Below are 12,731 nucleotides of genomic sequence, written 5' to 3'. Positions count from 1 at the left end.
CGCATTTGCCTTCCTCGGTGAGGAAGTTCAGGGCGATGCCCAGCAGCAGCGCCATCAGCATGGCCGGCGCGCCGTAATGTTCGGACAGGAATTTCGCCGCGACGGCGACCGTCGCCGCAACCAGCACACCCGGGGCGTAGTCCCTCAGCCGGCTCGCAAACGTGGGCGCGGGTTTTTCGGCGGCCTCCGGCGCGGTCTCCTCGCTTGCGGTCATGGCTGTTTCTCCCCCTGCGACGCGACTCGGCTTCGCCCCCCGACAAAGCCGACCGGACGTTACACAAACCGGCAGCGATAGGAACCCGTACGTCGCAGGTGTCTATTTCGGCGACGGGCCACGAAGCGACCGGATGACGGCGCGGGCGGCGTCGCGGACCGGCGCTTCGGTGTCTTTCAGGATCGCCAGACGGTCGAAGCGTTTGGGGTCGCGGTCGACGGCCTCACGCAGCGCTTGACCGAAGGCCATGCGCAGTTCGGTGCCGATATTGAACTTGCAGATCTTCGACTCGCGCGCCAGCTGGCTGCGTGTGGCGACTGGAACACCCGAGCCGCCGTGGATGACAAGCGGCAGGTCGGTGACGGCCTCGATGGCACGCAGCGCCTCGATGTCGATCTCGGCGGCCTTTTCCTGTTGCAGATGCACGTTGCCGATGGAAACCGCCATCGCGTCGACGCCGCTCTCTGCGGCGAAGCGGGCGGCCTCTTCCGGCGTGGTTCCGGCCGACGCCTCGCCTTGGGAATAGCCGACGAAGCCGATCTCCCCCTCGATCGAGACGCCGGCGGCATGCGCTATCGCAGCGATGCGGGCGGTCTCGGCGATGTTCTCGTCGAGCGGCTTGCGCGAGCCGTCAAACATGACCGAGCTGAAGCCGCAGTCGATCGCCTCGCGGCACTCGTCTTCCGTATAGCCGTGGTCGAGATGGGCCACGACCGGAACGCTGGCGCCTTCTGCCAGCGTCCGGAACATCGCGCCGAGGACGCGAAGCGGGGTGTGCGCCCGGCAGCCGGGGCCGGCCTGGAGAATGACGGGGGCGTTTTCGGCCTCGGCCGCCGCGACATAGGCGCGGGCGTCCTCCCAGCCGAGGACGACGAGACCGCCGACCGCGTAGCCGCCCTTGAGAGCCGGTTGCAGAACCTCGGAGAGCGTCGCCAGCGTCATTTGAACTTCGCGATCATGTCCTTGATGCCGGGGATGGTTTCCAACTGGTCGGCATGGCTCGGCTGGAAATACTGCACCAGGCTGCGCTGGCTGAGGCCGCCGAGAATGGTGAAATAATACATCTCGTAGCCCGGCAGGACGGCGCAGGGATGGTATCCCTTGTCGAGGCAGATCGTCGAGCCGTCGACGATATGGTAGGCGTCGCCCGGCTTGCCGTCCTCGCGCTGGAGCATCTGTACGCCGGTGCCGTGATTGGGGCGGAAGCGGAAATTATAGGTCTCGTCGTGCCGCGTTTCGTCAGGCAGACGGTCGGTGTCGTGCTTGTGGCTGGGAAACCCGGACCAGCCGCCCTTGCCGACGGTGTAGAGTTCGGAGACCAGTAACCGGCCTACCTTGCCGTGCTGTTTCTGGCCGAGGATGTGCTTGATCTTGCGATGGGTCTTGGTGTCGTCCGAGCCGTATTGCACCTTGTCCAGCTCGTCGGCGCGCACCGCGAAGGGCGATAGCACCTTGTCGTATTTCGCCCCGGCGACGAACACTTCCGCCGCGTCCGATACGCAGACCATCTGGGCGGTCGCGCCGGTCGGCACGTAGACGCCTTCCGGCTCGCCGTCCCAGACGTCGACGCCGCGTGTCCCGAGCGCGGCGAAGGATTCGCCCTCGACCGTCACGTCGACGGTGCCGGTGGCGGGCACGATGCAGGTCTCATAGCCCGGCACGCGATATTCGAAGGCCTGGCCCTTGGTCAGCTTGACGATGTTGAAATAGTTCAGCGGAACCAGCGCGTCGTCGATATCGACGATCGGCTTGTTGCGGTTGTCATAGGGCGCGATATGCATCGGCTTTCCTTTCAGGAATCGGTCGGGCCGGGGTGGCCGGCGAGGAAGGCCTCCAATTCGGCCGTCGTGGGCATGGCGGGCGCGCAGCCGACCCGCGACACGACGATCGCGGCGGAGGCGGAGCCGCGCAGGACGCAGTCGCGCAACTCATGGCCCTGGGCGAGCGAGGCGACGAAGCCGCCCATGAAGGCGTCGCCCGCGCCGGTCGGCTTCAGCGCGGTGACCGGGTAGATCCCGGTGCGGAATTCCTCGTCCGGCGTGATCGTGATCGCGCCGTGCTCGCCCATCTTGTAGACGACGATACTGGCGGTGCTGCCCGCCAGTTCGCGCGCCTTGGCGAGGCCCTTGTCCTTGCCGCCGGCCATGAAGCCGAACTCGTCGTCATTGCCGATGACGATGTCGCAGAGCCGGCCAGCGCGCGAATAGACCTCCGAAGCGACGTCGGGCGAGGGCCAGGAATAGGGGCGGTAGTCGATGTCGAAGATCAGCGGCAGCCCGGCCTTTCTGGCCAGGTCGAAGGCGTGGAACGCCGCGCCGCGCGACGGCTCGGCGGCGAAGACCGTGCCCGTCGTGATCAACGCGCCATAGGCTTCGTAGTCCACAGCCGCGACGTCCTCCGTCGTCATCTGGAAATCCGCGGCGCCGTTGCGGTAGATCACCGACTGATGGTCTTCGACCCGGCTTTCGACGACGGCCAGCGAGTTGCGCGCCTCGCCGCCGACCGAGCGGACGTGGCGGGAATCGACGCCGTATTTCGCCAGCTCGTTGAGGCAGAACCGCCCGATCGCATCATCCGAAACCGAGGTCACCAGCGCCGCACGACCGCCGTGACGGGTGATCGCGACACCGATATTGGCGGAGGAGCCGCCGAGGCAGGCGACGAATTGCGTGGCCTCTTCCGTCTTCGTGCCGGGCGGATCGGGATAGAAATCCATGCCCGCCCGCCCGACGATGACGAAGTCGTTCCGCGTGACGCGCGCGATCCGATCCATCATACGCCTCTGCGCTGTCGCGCTCGGCCGGCCTCTTGCTCGACATGGGCGGCGCGGACCCGCTGGTTGTCGGTGACATGGGGCGTGCCGACCTCCCACCAGGCATGGCCCTCGGCGGTCCAGCCGTCATGGGGATCGACCCGCATGACGATGACGGATGTCCGCTCGGCTGCCTTGGCGCGCTCGAAGGCTTCCGCCAGTTCGGCCGGATTGGCGACCGTTTCGGCCTCGGCGCCCATGGCGCGGGCGTGCGCCTCGAAATCCACCGCGAAGGGCTCGACCGCGATGTTGCAGTCGGCGATGAGGTTGTTGAACGAGGTGTTGCCGGTGTTGTTCTGCAGCTTGTTGATCACCGCGAAGCCGCCATTGTCGAGCACCAGGATGATCAGCTTCTTGCCCGTCAGCACCGAGGAATAGATGTCGGAGTTCATCAGGAGGTACGATCCGTCGCCGACGAAGGCGATGGTGTCGGCCTCCGGCTCGGTCTCCGACTGGGCGATGCGCGCGCCCCAGCCGCCGGCGATCTCGTAGCCCATGCAGGAGAAGCCGAATTCGACATCGACGGTGCCGATGTCGAGAGTGCGCCAGTTGGCCGTTATCTCCGCCGGCAGGCCGCCGGCCGCGGTGACGATCCGGTCGCGCGGGTCGCAGAGATCGTTCACGACGCCGATCGCCTGAGCGTAGGAATTCGGCCGGTTGCCGGGCCGCACATTGTCGGCGACATAGGCATCCCAGGCGTGGCGCTCGGCCTTGGCCGTGTCGGTCCATGCGTCTGGCGCTTTATACTCCGCAAGCGCCTCGCCCAGTGCCGTCAGCGCAAGTTTCGCGTCGCCTACCACCGGTAGCGAGCGGTGCTTGCCGGCGTCATGACGCGCGGCGTTGATGGAGATGAGCCGGGCGCTCTTGTCGAAGGCCGTCCAGGAGCCGGTGGTGAAATCCTGCAGCCGCGTGCCAACGGCCAGGATCACGTCCGCCTTCTCGGCGATCGCGTTGGCGGAACTGGAGCCGGTCACCCCGATCGGGCCGATATTGAGCGGGTGCGTCGCCAGCATGTTGGCGCGCCCGGCGATGGTTTCGACCACGGGGATGGCGTGCGCCTCGGCGAAGGCGGTCAGTTCCGCCACCGCGCGGGAGTATTGCACGCCGCCGCCGGCGATGATCATCGGCCGTTTCGCCGATTTGAGCAGCGCCGCGGCATCGGCGATCTCGGACAAGTCCGGGGCCTGCCGGCGGATGCGATGCACCATCCTGTCGAAGAATTCGACAGGATAATCGTAAGTCCAGCCTTGGACGTCCTGCGGCAGGGCAAGGAAGGCCGGGCCGCAATCGGCCGGATCGAGCATGGTGGCGATGGCGGCGGGCAGCGACTGGATGATCTGGGCTGGATGGGTGATCCGGTCCCAATAGCGGCAGACCGCCTTGAACGCATCGTTGAGCCCCAGCGACGGATTGCCGAAATGCTCCAGCTGCTGCAGCACCGGATCGGGCAGGCGGGTAATGAAGGTATCGCCGCACAGCATCAACACGGGCAGGCGGTTGGCGTGGGCGAGCGCGGCCGAGGTCAACAGATTGCTGGTTCCCGGCCCGGCCGAGGCGGTGCAGAACATGAAGCGCCGGCGCAATTGCTGCTTGGCATAGGCGGCCGCAGCAAAGCCCATGCTCTGCTCGTTCTGGCCGCGATAGACCGGCAGTTCGTCGCGGTGGTCGTACAGCGCCTCGCCGAGGCAGGTCACGTTGCCATGGCCGAAGATGGCGAAACCACCGCCGCACAGACGTTTCTCGCTGCCGTCGATATCGATGTACTGGCTGGCCAGATAGCGGATGACGGCCTGCGCTGTGGTCAGACGGACCGTTTCGCTTCCTGCGCTCATGCTTTCCTCCGTTGGTGGGTCGGCGTGAAATTTTCTTCAGAAGCCGATTGTCGAACGACCGGCCAACCGCTATTGAGGTTACGTGTTTTGCAACCGGTTGCAAACCTCTTTTTGAGGCAGGATCACCCGTGACCCCAATTGGCATCGGTATCGTCGGCGGCGGCTATATGGGCAAGGCGCACGCGGTCGCCATGCAGGCCGCCGGCGCGGTTTTCCAGACGGCGCTGCGCCCACGGCTGGAGATGGTCTGCGCCACGAGCCCTGAATCGGCGGAGCGTTATCGCGCGGCGTTCGGATTCGCGCGCTGCACGTCGGATTGGCGCGCGCTGGTAACGGACGCGGCGGTCGAGGCGGTCGTCATCGCCTCGCCGCAGGAGACTCACAGGGCGATAGCGGAAGCGGCGTTCGCCATCGGAAAGCCGGTGTTCTGCGAAAAGCCGCTCGGCGCGTCGCTGGCGGACAGCCGGGCCATGGTCGCGGCGGCGGAGGCCTGCGGGGCGGCGAACATGGTCGGCTTCAACTACATCCGCACGCCGGCTTCGCAATTTGCCCGCCAGTTGATCGACGCCGGCGAGATCGGCGACACCACCTGGTTCCGGGGCGAGCACACGGAAGATTTCTACGCCGACCCCAAGGCTCCGGCGACCTGGCGCACGCGCGGTGCGGGCAATGGCACGATGGGCGATCTGGCGCCGCATATGATCAATGGCGCGCTGGCGCTGGCTGGTCCGATCCGCGACCTGATCGCCGAGGTCGAGACCGTCCATGCCACCCGTCCGGGTCCGGGCGGTGACGAGGCCGTCACCAATGACGATCAGGCGCAGATCATGTGCCGGTTCGAGAACGGTGCGATGGGGCATCTGTTCTTCAGCCGCGTCGCGACCGGTCGCAAGATGGGCTACGCTTATGAGATCACGGGCACCAAGGGCGCGATCCGTTTCGATCAGGAGAACCAGAACGCGCTCTGGCTCTATCGCATGGACGGCCCGGAGGAGCGGCGCGGGTTCACGAAGATCCTGACCGGTCCCGAGCATCCCGACTATGCGGGGTTCTGCCAAGGGCCGGGGCACGGCACCGGTTATCAGGACCAGATCATCATCGAGGCCAAGGATTTTCTCACCGCGATCGCGACGGGCGAACCGGTCTTCCCGACCTTTCGCGATGGCATGGACGTCAACCGCGTCGTCGCGGCTGCAATGGCGTCGAGTCAGGCGAAATCCTGGCAGTCGCTCGATAGTTTCTGAGTTTGGCAAAGGCTTATCCGACCATGACCATCCGTATCGGCAACGCCCCCTGTTCCTGGGGCGTGGAATTCGCCAACGATCCGCGCAATCCGGCCTGGGAGACGGTGCTCAGCCAATGCGCGGAGGCTGGCTACAAGGGCATCGAGCTCGGCCCGGTGGGCTTCATGCCGGAGGACCCGGCCTTGCTGTCCGAGGGGCTCGCGCGGCACGATCTGGAACTGATCGGCGGCGTCGTGTTCCGGGCGTTTCACGATCCGGATCAGTGGGACGATGTGCGCGACGGCGCCGTGCGAACCTGCAAGGCGCTGAGCGCCCATGGCGCGCGCCATCTGGTGTTGATCGATTCGATTTCGCCGCGCCGGGCGCCGACCGCCGGCCGCGCGAGCGAGGCCGAGCAGATGGACGCCCCCGAGTGGAAGGCATTCGTCGACCGAATCCGCACCATCGCCAGAATGGGCGCGGAGGAATACGGCCTGACCGTCGGGATGCACGCCCATGCGGCCGGCTTCATCGACTTCGAGCCGGAACTGGAGCGTCTCCTCGACGAGGTGGACGAGGGCATCTTGAAGATCTGCTTCGACACCGGCCATCATTCCTATGCCGGTTTCGATCCGGTGGCCTTCATGCGGCGCCATATCGGCCGCATCTCCTACATGCATTTCAAGGACATCGACCCGAAGGTGAAGGCCGCCGCGATCGCCAACCGCACCGGCTTCTACGACGCCTGCGGGCAGGGCATCTTCTGCAATCTTGGCGAGGGCGATGTGGATTTTCCCGCCGTGCGCCAGGTTCTCCTGGATACCGGCTTCGAAGGCTGGTGCACGGTCGAGCAGGACTGCGACCCGGCGGGCGATACCTCGCCGGTCGACGACGCGGCGGCCAACCGCGCCTATCTGGAATCGATCGGTTTCAATTGAGGAACACGCCATGAGCAAGCTGAACTGGGGCATGGTCGGCGGCGGCGCGGGCAGTCAGATCGGGCCGGCACACCGGCTGGGGGCCGGGCTCGACGGCGCCTTCGCCTTCACCGCCGGGGCGCTGGACCATGTGCCGGATGCCGGGCGGGCCTATGCGCGGACCCTCGGTATCGCTCCCGACCGCGCCTATGGCGATTGGCGGGAGATGTTGGCGGGTGAGCGCGATCGCGACGACCGAGTCGACCTCGTCACCGTGGCGACCCCCAATGCCGCCCATTACGAGATCACCAAAGCCTTCCTCGAAGCCGGCTTCCACGTGTTGTGCGAAAAGCCGATGACGATGACGGTCGAGGAAGGGGAGGAGATCGTTGCGGTCGCCCGTCGAACCGGACGGATCTGTGCGGTTAATTACGGCTACACCGGCTATTCGCTGGTGCGGCACATGCGGGCGATGGTGGCGCGCGGCGATCTCGGCCGGGTGCGCCTCGTCGTCGCCGAATTCGCCCACGGCCATCACGCCAACGCGGCCGATGCCGACAATCCGCGCGTGCGCTGGCGTTACGATCCGGCGCAGGCCGGTGTGTCGGCGCAGTTCGCCGATTGCGGCATCCATGCGCTGCACATGGCAAGCTTCGTCACCGGCCAGGAGGTCGAGACGCTGTCGGCGGATTTCGCCTCTTGTATCGATAGCCGGACGCTCGAGGACGACGCCATGGTCAATTTCCGCATGGATGGCGGCGCGGTCGGCCGGTTGTGGACATCGTCGGTCGCCATCGGCCGCCAGCACGGCCTGACACTGCAGGTATTCGGCGAGAGTGGCGGCCTTCGCTGGGCGCAGGAGCAACCCAACCAGCTCTATTGGACGCCGCTCGGCGGCCGGGTGCAGACGATCGAACGCGGCGAGGCCGGATTGTCGCCGGAAGCCGATCGCGCGTCGCGGGTGACGATCGGCCATGCCGAAGGAATGCCGCTGGCCTTCGCCAACATCTATTCGGATCTGGCGGAAATCATCCGCGCCGAGAAGGAAGGCCGGTCGTCCGATCCGGCCGCTGGTCTCTACCCGCGTGCCGAGGACGGGCTGCGTTCCATGGCCGCCGTGCATGGCGCGGTCGCCTCTTCCGGCCGGCAGGGCGCCTGGGTCGACGCGCGGCCGCCTATGTTTCGTGTGCCTCTGCCGCAGGCGGTCTGAGCGTTCCCCGCTCGACGATCCGGCAGGGAAACAGCCGTGACTCGGGATAGCGGTCCGGCTCCTCGAGCATCGCCACGATCAATTCGATCGACGAGGTGATGATCTGGCGGATCGGCTGGTGGATGGTGGTGAGATTGATGTTCTCCCACCGCGCCATTTCCATGTCGTTGAGGCCGATGATGCCGATGTCGTCGGGCACGGACAGGCCGGCGGACTGGATCGCGCTCAACGCCCCGATCGACAGGACGTCGTCGCCGCAGAAATAGGCCTCCGCCGGTCCTTCCCGGATCAGCCGGGCCATCTCCTGCCGCCCGGCGTCGAAGGAATAGGCGGCAGCGTAGCTGTGGCTGACGGCAACGTGCGGATGGGCCTGCATCGCCGCGATGAAGCCGGCGAGGCGATCCTGTGTGGATGTGGCGGTCGCCGGGCCGCCCATGAATCCGATCCAGCGATAGCCCCGGGCGACCAGCAAATCTGCCGCCATCTTGCCGCAGTAGCGGTTGTCGATGCCGACGACGTGCACCTCGGGCGCGCTCGAATAGCGGCCGAAGGAATGAACCACCGGCACGCCGGCTTCGCGAAACGCATGGGCGAAGCGGGGCGGCAATGTGGAGGAGGCGACGACTACGCCATCGACCGAATATTGCCGCAGCATCCGGACGGAGTTCTCCGGGTCCGTCTCGTCCGTCAGATTGACGAGCAACGGCCGGAGGCCACGATCCTGAAGCCCGCGGGTGAAGAGATCGAAGACCTGCAGGAAGATCGGGTTGTGGAAGTTGTTGGAAACCAGGCCGATCAGCTTGGTGCGCCGGGTCGTCAGACTGCTGGCGAACAAATTCGGGCTGTAGCCCAGCTCCGCTGCTGCCTTGGCGACCTTGCGACGGGTCTTGACGGAGACGGAGGCGCCTTCCGTGAAGGCGCGCGACACGGCCGAGCGCGAGACCCCGGCGCGTTCCGCCACTTCCTTGAGGGTTACTGCCATTCAGCGGTTGTTTCCCTTATCCCAGGCGGAATAGTTCAGCCGGCCGGGGACCGGCTCGACGTCGCCGCCCCGACTCCCGCAAATGTCGATGGACGGCCCTTATATTGGGGCAGGCTGGCGCGAGCTACCATCGTCTGGGCCGTCGACGCGGGGTCGGGGCGCTCGCGATCTTACACAGTCCCGCCCAGCGTGCCTTCCAGTTCTGCCAGTTCCTGGCCGCCCGCCATCATGTCCTGCAACTCTTCGGCCTTGATCTCGCCGCGCTTGGCGGTGCCGAGCGTCTTGCCGCGATTGAGCACCGTGAAGCGATCGCCGACGGCCATGGCGTGGCGGACATTGTGGGTAATGAAAACGACGCCGATCCCCGACTTGCGGACCCGGTCGACCGTCGCCAGAACGTTGGAGGTCTGGCGCACGCCGAGCGCCGAGGTCGGCTCGTCGAGGATCAGCACTTCGGCGCCGAAATAGACCGCGCGGGCAATCGCCACCGTCTGGCGTTCGCCGCCCGAGAGCGTTCCGACCGCCTGGGTCGGCTCGCGCAGGCGGATACCCATTTTCGCCATCTCCTGCATGGTGATGGCATTGGCCTTGTCGAAGTCGAAGAATTTGAACGGCCCGACGCTCTTTTCGGGCTCCTGACCCATCCAGAAATTGCGGGTGACCGACATCAGCGGGATCATCGCCAGATCCTGGTAGACGGTGGCGATGCCGGCGGCCATGGCGTCGCGCGGGCTGGTGAAATGAACTTCCTTTCCGCCGACGAGGATCTTTCCGGCCGACGGCTTGTGGACGCCCGACATCGTCTTGATGAAGGTCGACTTGCCAGCGCCGTTGTCGCCCAAAAGGCAATGGCATTCGCCCGGCATGATCGACAGCGACACGCCGGCCAGTGCGATGACCGGGCCGAAGTGCTTTTCGATATCGACGAGTTCGATCAATGGTGTGGACATGGTCAGCGCTCCCCCGTGATCATGCGGCGGATGTAGGTGTTGAGGATCACAGCGATCAGCAGGATTCCGCCGAGGAAGACCCGGAACAGCGAACTCTCGACGCCGGCGAAGAACAAGCCCTGCTGCACCACGCCGAAGATCAGCGCGCCGAGCGCCGCGCCGACCACCGAGCCGTAGCCGCCGGTCAGAAGCGCGCCGCCGATCACCACCGAGATGATCGCCTCGAACTCCTTCAACAGGCCGCGGTCGGCGGCGGCCGACCCGAACTCGATCACCTGCAAGGTGGCGAAGACCGTGGCGCAGAAGGCCGAGAACATGAACATCAGGATCTTCACCCGGTTCACCGGTACGCCGACATAGCGTGCCGCCTGGGCATCGCCGCCGGACGCGAAGATCCAGTTGCCGAATTTGGTGCGGGTGAGCAGGATATGGCCGAAGAGGATCAGGCCGAGCGCCCAGACGATCAAAATCGGGACGCCGTCGACGATGGGTTGGCCGGCCCGGCTGCCGGCGACGAACTTGCCGACGATTCCGATATCGGCCAACCAGACGAACAGGCCCTTGAATAGCGTTCCGCCGAACAGCCACGCCAACGGGTCCCCCTCGGTGACGTCCCTGATGCCGCCGATGATGGTCTTGCGAGTGGTGACGATGGCCGCGAAGATGGTCAGGCCGCGCAGGATGTAGAGTGAGGCGAGAGTGACGATGAAGGACGGCAGGCCGGTCTTGACGACCAGATAGCCGTTCAGCGCGCCTATACTGATTGCGCAGGCGAAGGCTACCAGAATACCGAGCCACAGCGGATAGCCGCCCGTCACCGAGACCAACGCGATGACGATGCCGGAAAAGCCGATCATCGAGCCGACCGAGAGATCGAACTCGCCGGCGATCATCAACAGGCAGGCGCCGACGGCGATGATGGCGAACTGGGCCGAGACGACGCCCCAGTTGACGATGCCCTCGGGGGCGAACATGCCGCTGTCGCCGGCAACGCCGATGAAGAAGAAGAAAACGAGGATGGTGCCGCAGATCGCGCCGAGTTCAGGCCGCATGAGGGCCGTTCGAAGCGGCGAGCGCTTGCGGATCCGCTCGTCCACATCCGGGGTGGCTTGCACTTGAGGCGACGGTTGATCGGCCATGTCTCTCCTCCCAACCGCGTCAGCGGTCGAACCGATGGAGCACGGATGGCGTGCGTCCCATTGTTCCTTCGATCTGGTGAGATCGCGGCGCCGATTTCGGCGCCGCGATGCGGTGTGTCGCGAGGCGGCCCGAGGGCCGCGCCGGCCTAAGCTCTACCGGTATTCGCCAGCGTATTTCTCGACCATCTCCAAGGCGTCCTTGGTGACGAAGCCCGGGCCGGAATTGATGTTGTTGCCCGGCAGAACGCCGTAGCGCTTGTAGTTGGTGAGCACGACCACGGGCAGATAAGCCTGCAGGAAGGGCTGCTGATCGATGCCCCACTGGATCGTGCCGTCCTTGATCGCCTTCACGATCTCGGTGCCGAGATCGAACGTCCCGAAGTAGATCTGGCCGGCCATGCCGTTTTCCTTGACCGCCTCGATCGTCGGGTCGGCGGACGTCGGCCCCAAGGTCAGGATCGCGTCGGTGTCCGGATTGGCCGACAGGTAGGCCATGACCTTGTTCTTGATCTCGGCGGGGTCCTGGCCGGAATCGATCATCGAATCGCCGAGGTCAACCCCGAGGCCGTCGGCGAAGCCGCGACAGCGTTCGCCCACGACCGGGTTCGACACCACATGATTCACGCAAAGGAACGATGCGACGCCGTCCCGCTTGGCCCGCTGACCTGCGGCGAGGCCGGCATCGTATTCGGGCTGGCCGACATACATCAGCGCGCCGAGTTCCGCTGCCTGCTCCGGTGTGCCGGAGTTGATGATGATGACCGGAATACCCTTGGCGACGGCATCCTCGATCGGCCCCTTCAGGACGTCGGCGTCGGCCAGCGTGGTAATGATACCGTCGGGATTCGTGGCCGTGGCCTGTTCAATGATCCGGGCCATGTCCGCGATGTCGCCCGTCGTTGGATTGCGGTACTCGACTTCGACGCCCATTTGCTCGCCGGCCAAGGCGAGGGCGTTCTTGATGGTGTTCCACCAGCTGTCGCTGTCCGGCGCGTGGCTGACCAGCACAAAACGCTCGCCTTCCGCCTGCGCGGCTCCGACCATGGCGGTCGCCGCCAGCGAAGCGGCGAAGGTCGCGCCAAGGAATTTCGAGATGAGTTTTTTCACTGTGATCGTCCTCCCTGTTTTTCGCGAACGGAAACGGCCAACCGGTTCGGGTCGCTGATCCAAGACAAACACAAGCGAGATAGTTTTGCAACCGGTTGCAAAACTTGCTGACGTGCAAAACTTCGCTCGGCGGCGAGGTGAATGCAGAGGGGCGCGGCTCCCTTCAGATCAACCGTCCGGCCGCCGCGCGGAGAAGGCGGGGAGCGGCCCTCCGGCAGGTCAGGGTTTGGCCAGGCCGTCCGCATGACAGCGATTCAAGCCGACCCCGCGAATTCGCGACGGTTCACGTAATATTCAAGGTGAAATTGCGGTTTATTCGTAACGTAAGCATACGAACATTCACGA

11 protein-coding genes and 1 pseudogene are annotated in these 12,731 nt (G+C 65.5%); 3 read left to right on the top strand and 9 right to left on the bottom strand.

Features of this window, described 5'->3' with window-relative positions; genetic code table 11:
* The 5 genes and pseudogenes from VQ044_RS07380 to iolD form a co-directional block, all read right to left on the bottom strand.
* Positions 1-214, bottom strand: a pseudogene (locus VQ044_RS07380) (putative sulfate exporter family transporter); the annotation flags it as partial.
* Positions 215-316: 102 nt separating this feature from the next.
* Positions 317-1,156 (bottom strand): class II fructose-bisphosphate aldolase, encoded by an 840-nt coding sequence (locus tag VQ044_RS07375; protein WP_327646633.1) that lies wholly within the window; start codon positions 1,154-1,156, stop codon positions 317-319.
* Positions 1,153-1,995 (bottom strand): 5-deoxy-glucuronate isomerase, encoded by an 843-nt coding sequence (locus tag VQ044_RS07370; protein ID WP_327646632.1) that lies wholly within the window; start codon positions 1,993-1,995, stop codon positions 1,153-1,155. The genes VQ044_RS07375 and VQ044_RS07370 overlap by 4 nt, the downstream gene beginning before the upstream one ends.
* A gap of 11 nt (positions 1,996-2,006) precedes the next feature.
* Positions 2,007-2,987: a 5-dehydro-2-deoxygluconokinase gene (gene iolC / locus VQ044_RS07365; protein WP_327646631.1), complete on the bottom strand. Its 981-nt coding sequence runs from the start codon at positions 2,985-2,987 to the stop codon at positions 2,007-2,009.
* Complete coding sequence (gene iolD, locus VQ044_RS07360; protein WP_327646630.1) at positions 2,987-4,858, bottom strand: 3D-(3,5/4)-trihydroxycyclohexane-1,2-dione acylhydrolase (decyclizing); 1,872 nt, start codon at positions 4,856-4,858, stop codon at positions 2,987-2,989. Before iolD ends, iolC begins: the two co-directional genes overlap by 1 nt.
* A 128-nt stretch (positions 4,859-4,986) precedes the next feature.
* Here iolD and VQ044_RS07355 point away from each other — a divergent pair, with 128 nt between their 5' ends.
* The 3 genes from VQ044_RS07355 to VQ044_RS07345 are packed head-to-tail and all read left to right on the top strand — an operon-like array spanning position 4,987 to position 8,208.
* Positions 4,987-6,102, top strand: a complete 1,116-nt coding sequence (locus VQ044_RS07355) for a Gfo/Idh/MocA family protein (RefSeq protein ID WP_327646629.1) — start codon at positions 4,987-4,989, stop codon at positions 6,100-6,102.
* A gap of 23 nt (positions 6,103-6,125) precedes the next feature.
* Positions 6,126-7,019: a sugar phosphate isomerase/epimerase family protein gene (locus VQ044_RS07350; RefSeq protein WP_327623454.1), complete on the top strand. Its 894-nt coding sequence runs from the start codon at positions 6,126-6,128 to the stop codon at positions 7,017-7,019.
* Between the two features lie 10 nt (positions 7,020-7,029).
* Positions 7,030-8,208 carry a Gfo/Idh/MocA family protein gene (locus VQ044_RS07345; protein ID WP_327646628.1) on the top strand — a complete coding sequence of 393 codons (1,179 nt, stop codon included), beginning with the start codon at positions 7,030-7,032 and terminating at the stop codon, positions 8,206-8,208.
* Here the strand turns inward: VQ044_RS07345 and VQ044_RS07340 are convergent.
* From VQ044_RS07340 to VQ044_RS07325, 4 genes are all read right to left on the bottom strand, one after another.
* Positions 8,174-9,190 (bottom strand): LacI family DNA-binding transcriptional regulator, encoded by a 1,017-nt coding sequence (locus tag VQ044_RS07340; protein WP_327646627.1) that lies wholly within the window; start codon positions 9,188-9,190, stop codon positions 8,174-8,176. The two genes, VQ044_RS07345 and VQ044_RS07340, sit on opposite strands and share 35 nt — an antisense overlap.
* Positions 9,191-9,360: 170 nt before the next feature.
* Positions 9,361-10,140 carry an ATP-binding cassette domain-containing protein gene (locus tag VQ044_RS07335; protein WP_327646626.1) on the bottom strand — a complete coding sequence of 260 codons (780 nt, stop codon included), beginning with the start codon at positions 10,138-10,140 and terminating at the stop codon, positions 9,361-9,363.
* A 2-nt stretch (positions 10,141-10,142) separates the two neighbouring features.
* Positions 10,143-11,279: an ABC transporter permease gene (locus tag VQ044_RS07330; protein ID WP_327646625.1), complete on the bottom strand. Its 1,137-nt coding sequence runs from the start codon at positions 11,277-11,279 to the stop codon at positions 10,143-10,145.
* A 153-nt stretch (positions 11,280-11,432) separates the two neighbouring features.
* A complete protein-coding gene (locus VQ044_RS07325) occupies positions 11,433-12,323 on the bottom strand; it encodes a sugar ABC transporter substrate-binding protein (protein ID WP_327646637.1) in 891 nt (296 codons plus the stop codon).
* Positions 12,324-12,731 lie beyond the last annotated feature (408 nt).

Source organism: Aurantimonas sp. C2-5-R2 (assembly GCF_036549495.1).
GTDB classification, from domain to species: domain Bacteria; phylum Pseudomonadota; class Alphaproteobacteria; order Rhizobiales; family Rhizobiaceae; genus Aurantimonas; species Aurantimonas coralicida_A.
Note: the sequence above shows the minus strand (reverse complement) of the source record. Positions and strands in the feature narration are given on the sequence as shown.

Excerpts from the sequence above, each read along its gene's own strand:
- VQ044_RS07375 (WP_327646633.1), bottom strand. The coding sequence starts at position 1,156 with ATGACGCTGGCGACGCTCTCCGAGGTTCTGCAACCGGCTCTCAAGGGC.
- VQ044_RS07370 (WP_327646632.1), bottom strand. The coding sequence starts at position 1,995 with ATGCATATCGCGCCCTATGACAACCGCAACAAGCCGATCGTCGATATC.
- iolC (WP_327646631.1), bottom strand. The coding sequence starts at position 2,987 with ATGGATCGGATCGCGCGCGTCACGCGGAACGACTTCGTCATCGTCGGG.
- iolD (WP_327646630.1), bottom strand. The coding sequence starts at position 4,858 with ATGAGCGCAGGAAGCGAAACGGTCCGTCTGACCACAGCGCAGGCCGTC.
- VQ044_RS07350 (WP_327623454.1), top strand. The coding sequence starts at position 6,126 with ATGACCATCCGTATCGGCAACGCCCCCTGTTCCTGGGGCGTGGAATTC.
- VQ044_RS07345 (WP_327646628.1), top strand. The coding sequence starts at position 7,030 with ATGAGCAAGCTGAACTGGGGCATGGTCGGCGGCGGCGCGGGCAGTCAG.
- VQ044_RS07340 (WP_327646627.1), bottom strand. The coding sequence starts at position 9,190 with ATGGCAGTAACCCTCAAGGAAGTGGCGGAACGCGCCGGGGTCTCGCGC.
- VQ044_RS07335 (WP_327646626.1), bottom strand. The coding sequence starts at position 10,140 with ATGTCCACACCATTGATCGAACTCGTCGATATCGAAAAGCACTTCGGC.
- VQ044_RS07330 (WP_327646625.1), bottom strand. The coding sequence starts at position 11,279 with ATGGCCGATCAACCGTCGCCTCAAGTGCAAGCCACCCCGGATGTGGAC.
- VQ044_RS07325 (WP_327646637.1), bottom strand. The coding sequence starts at position 12,323 with ATGGTCGGAGCCGCGCAGGCGGAAGGCGAGCGTTTTGTGCTGGTCAGC.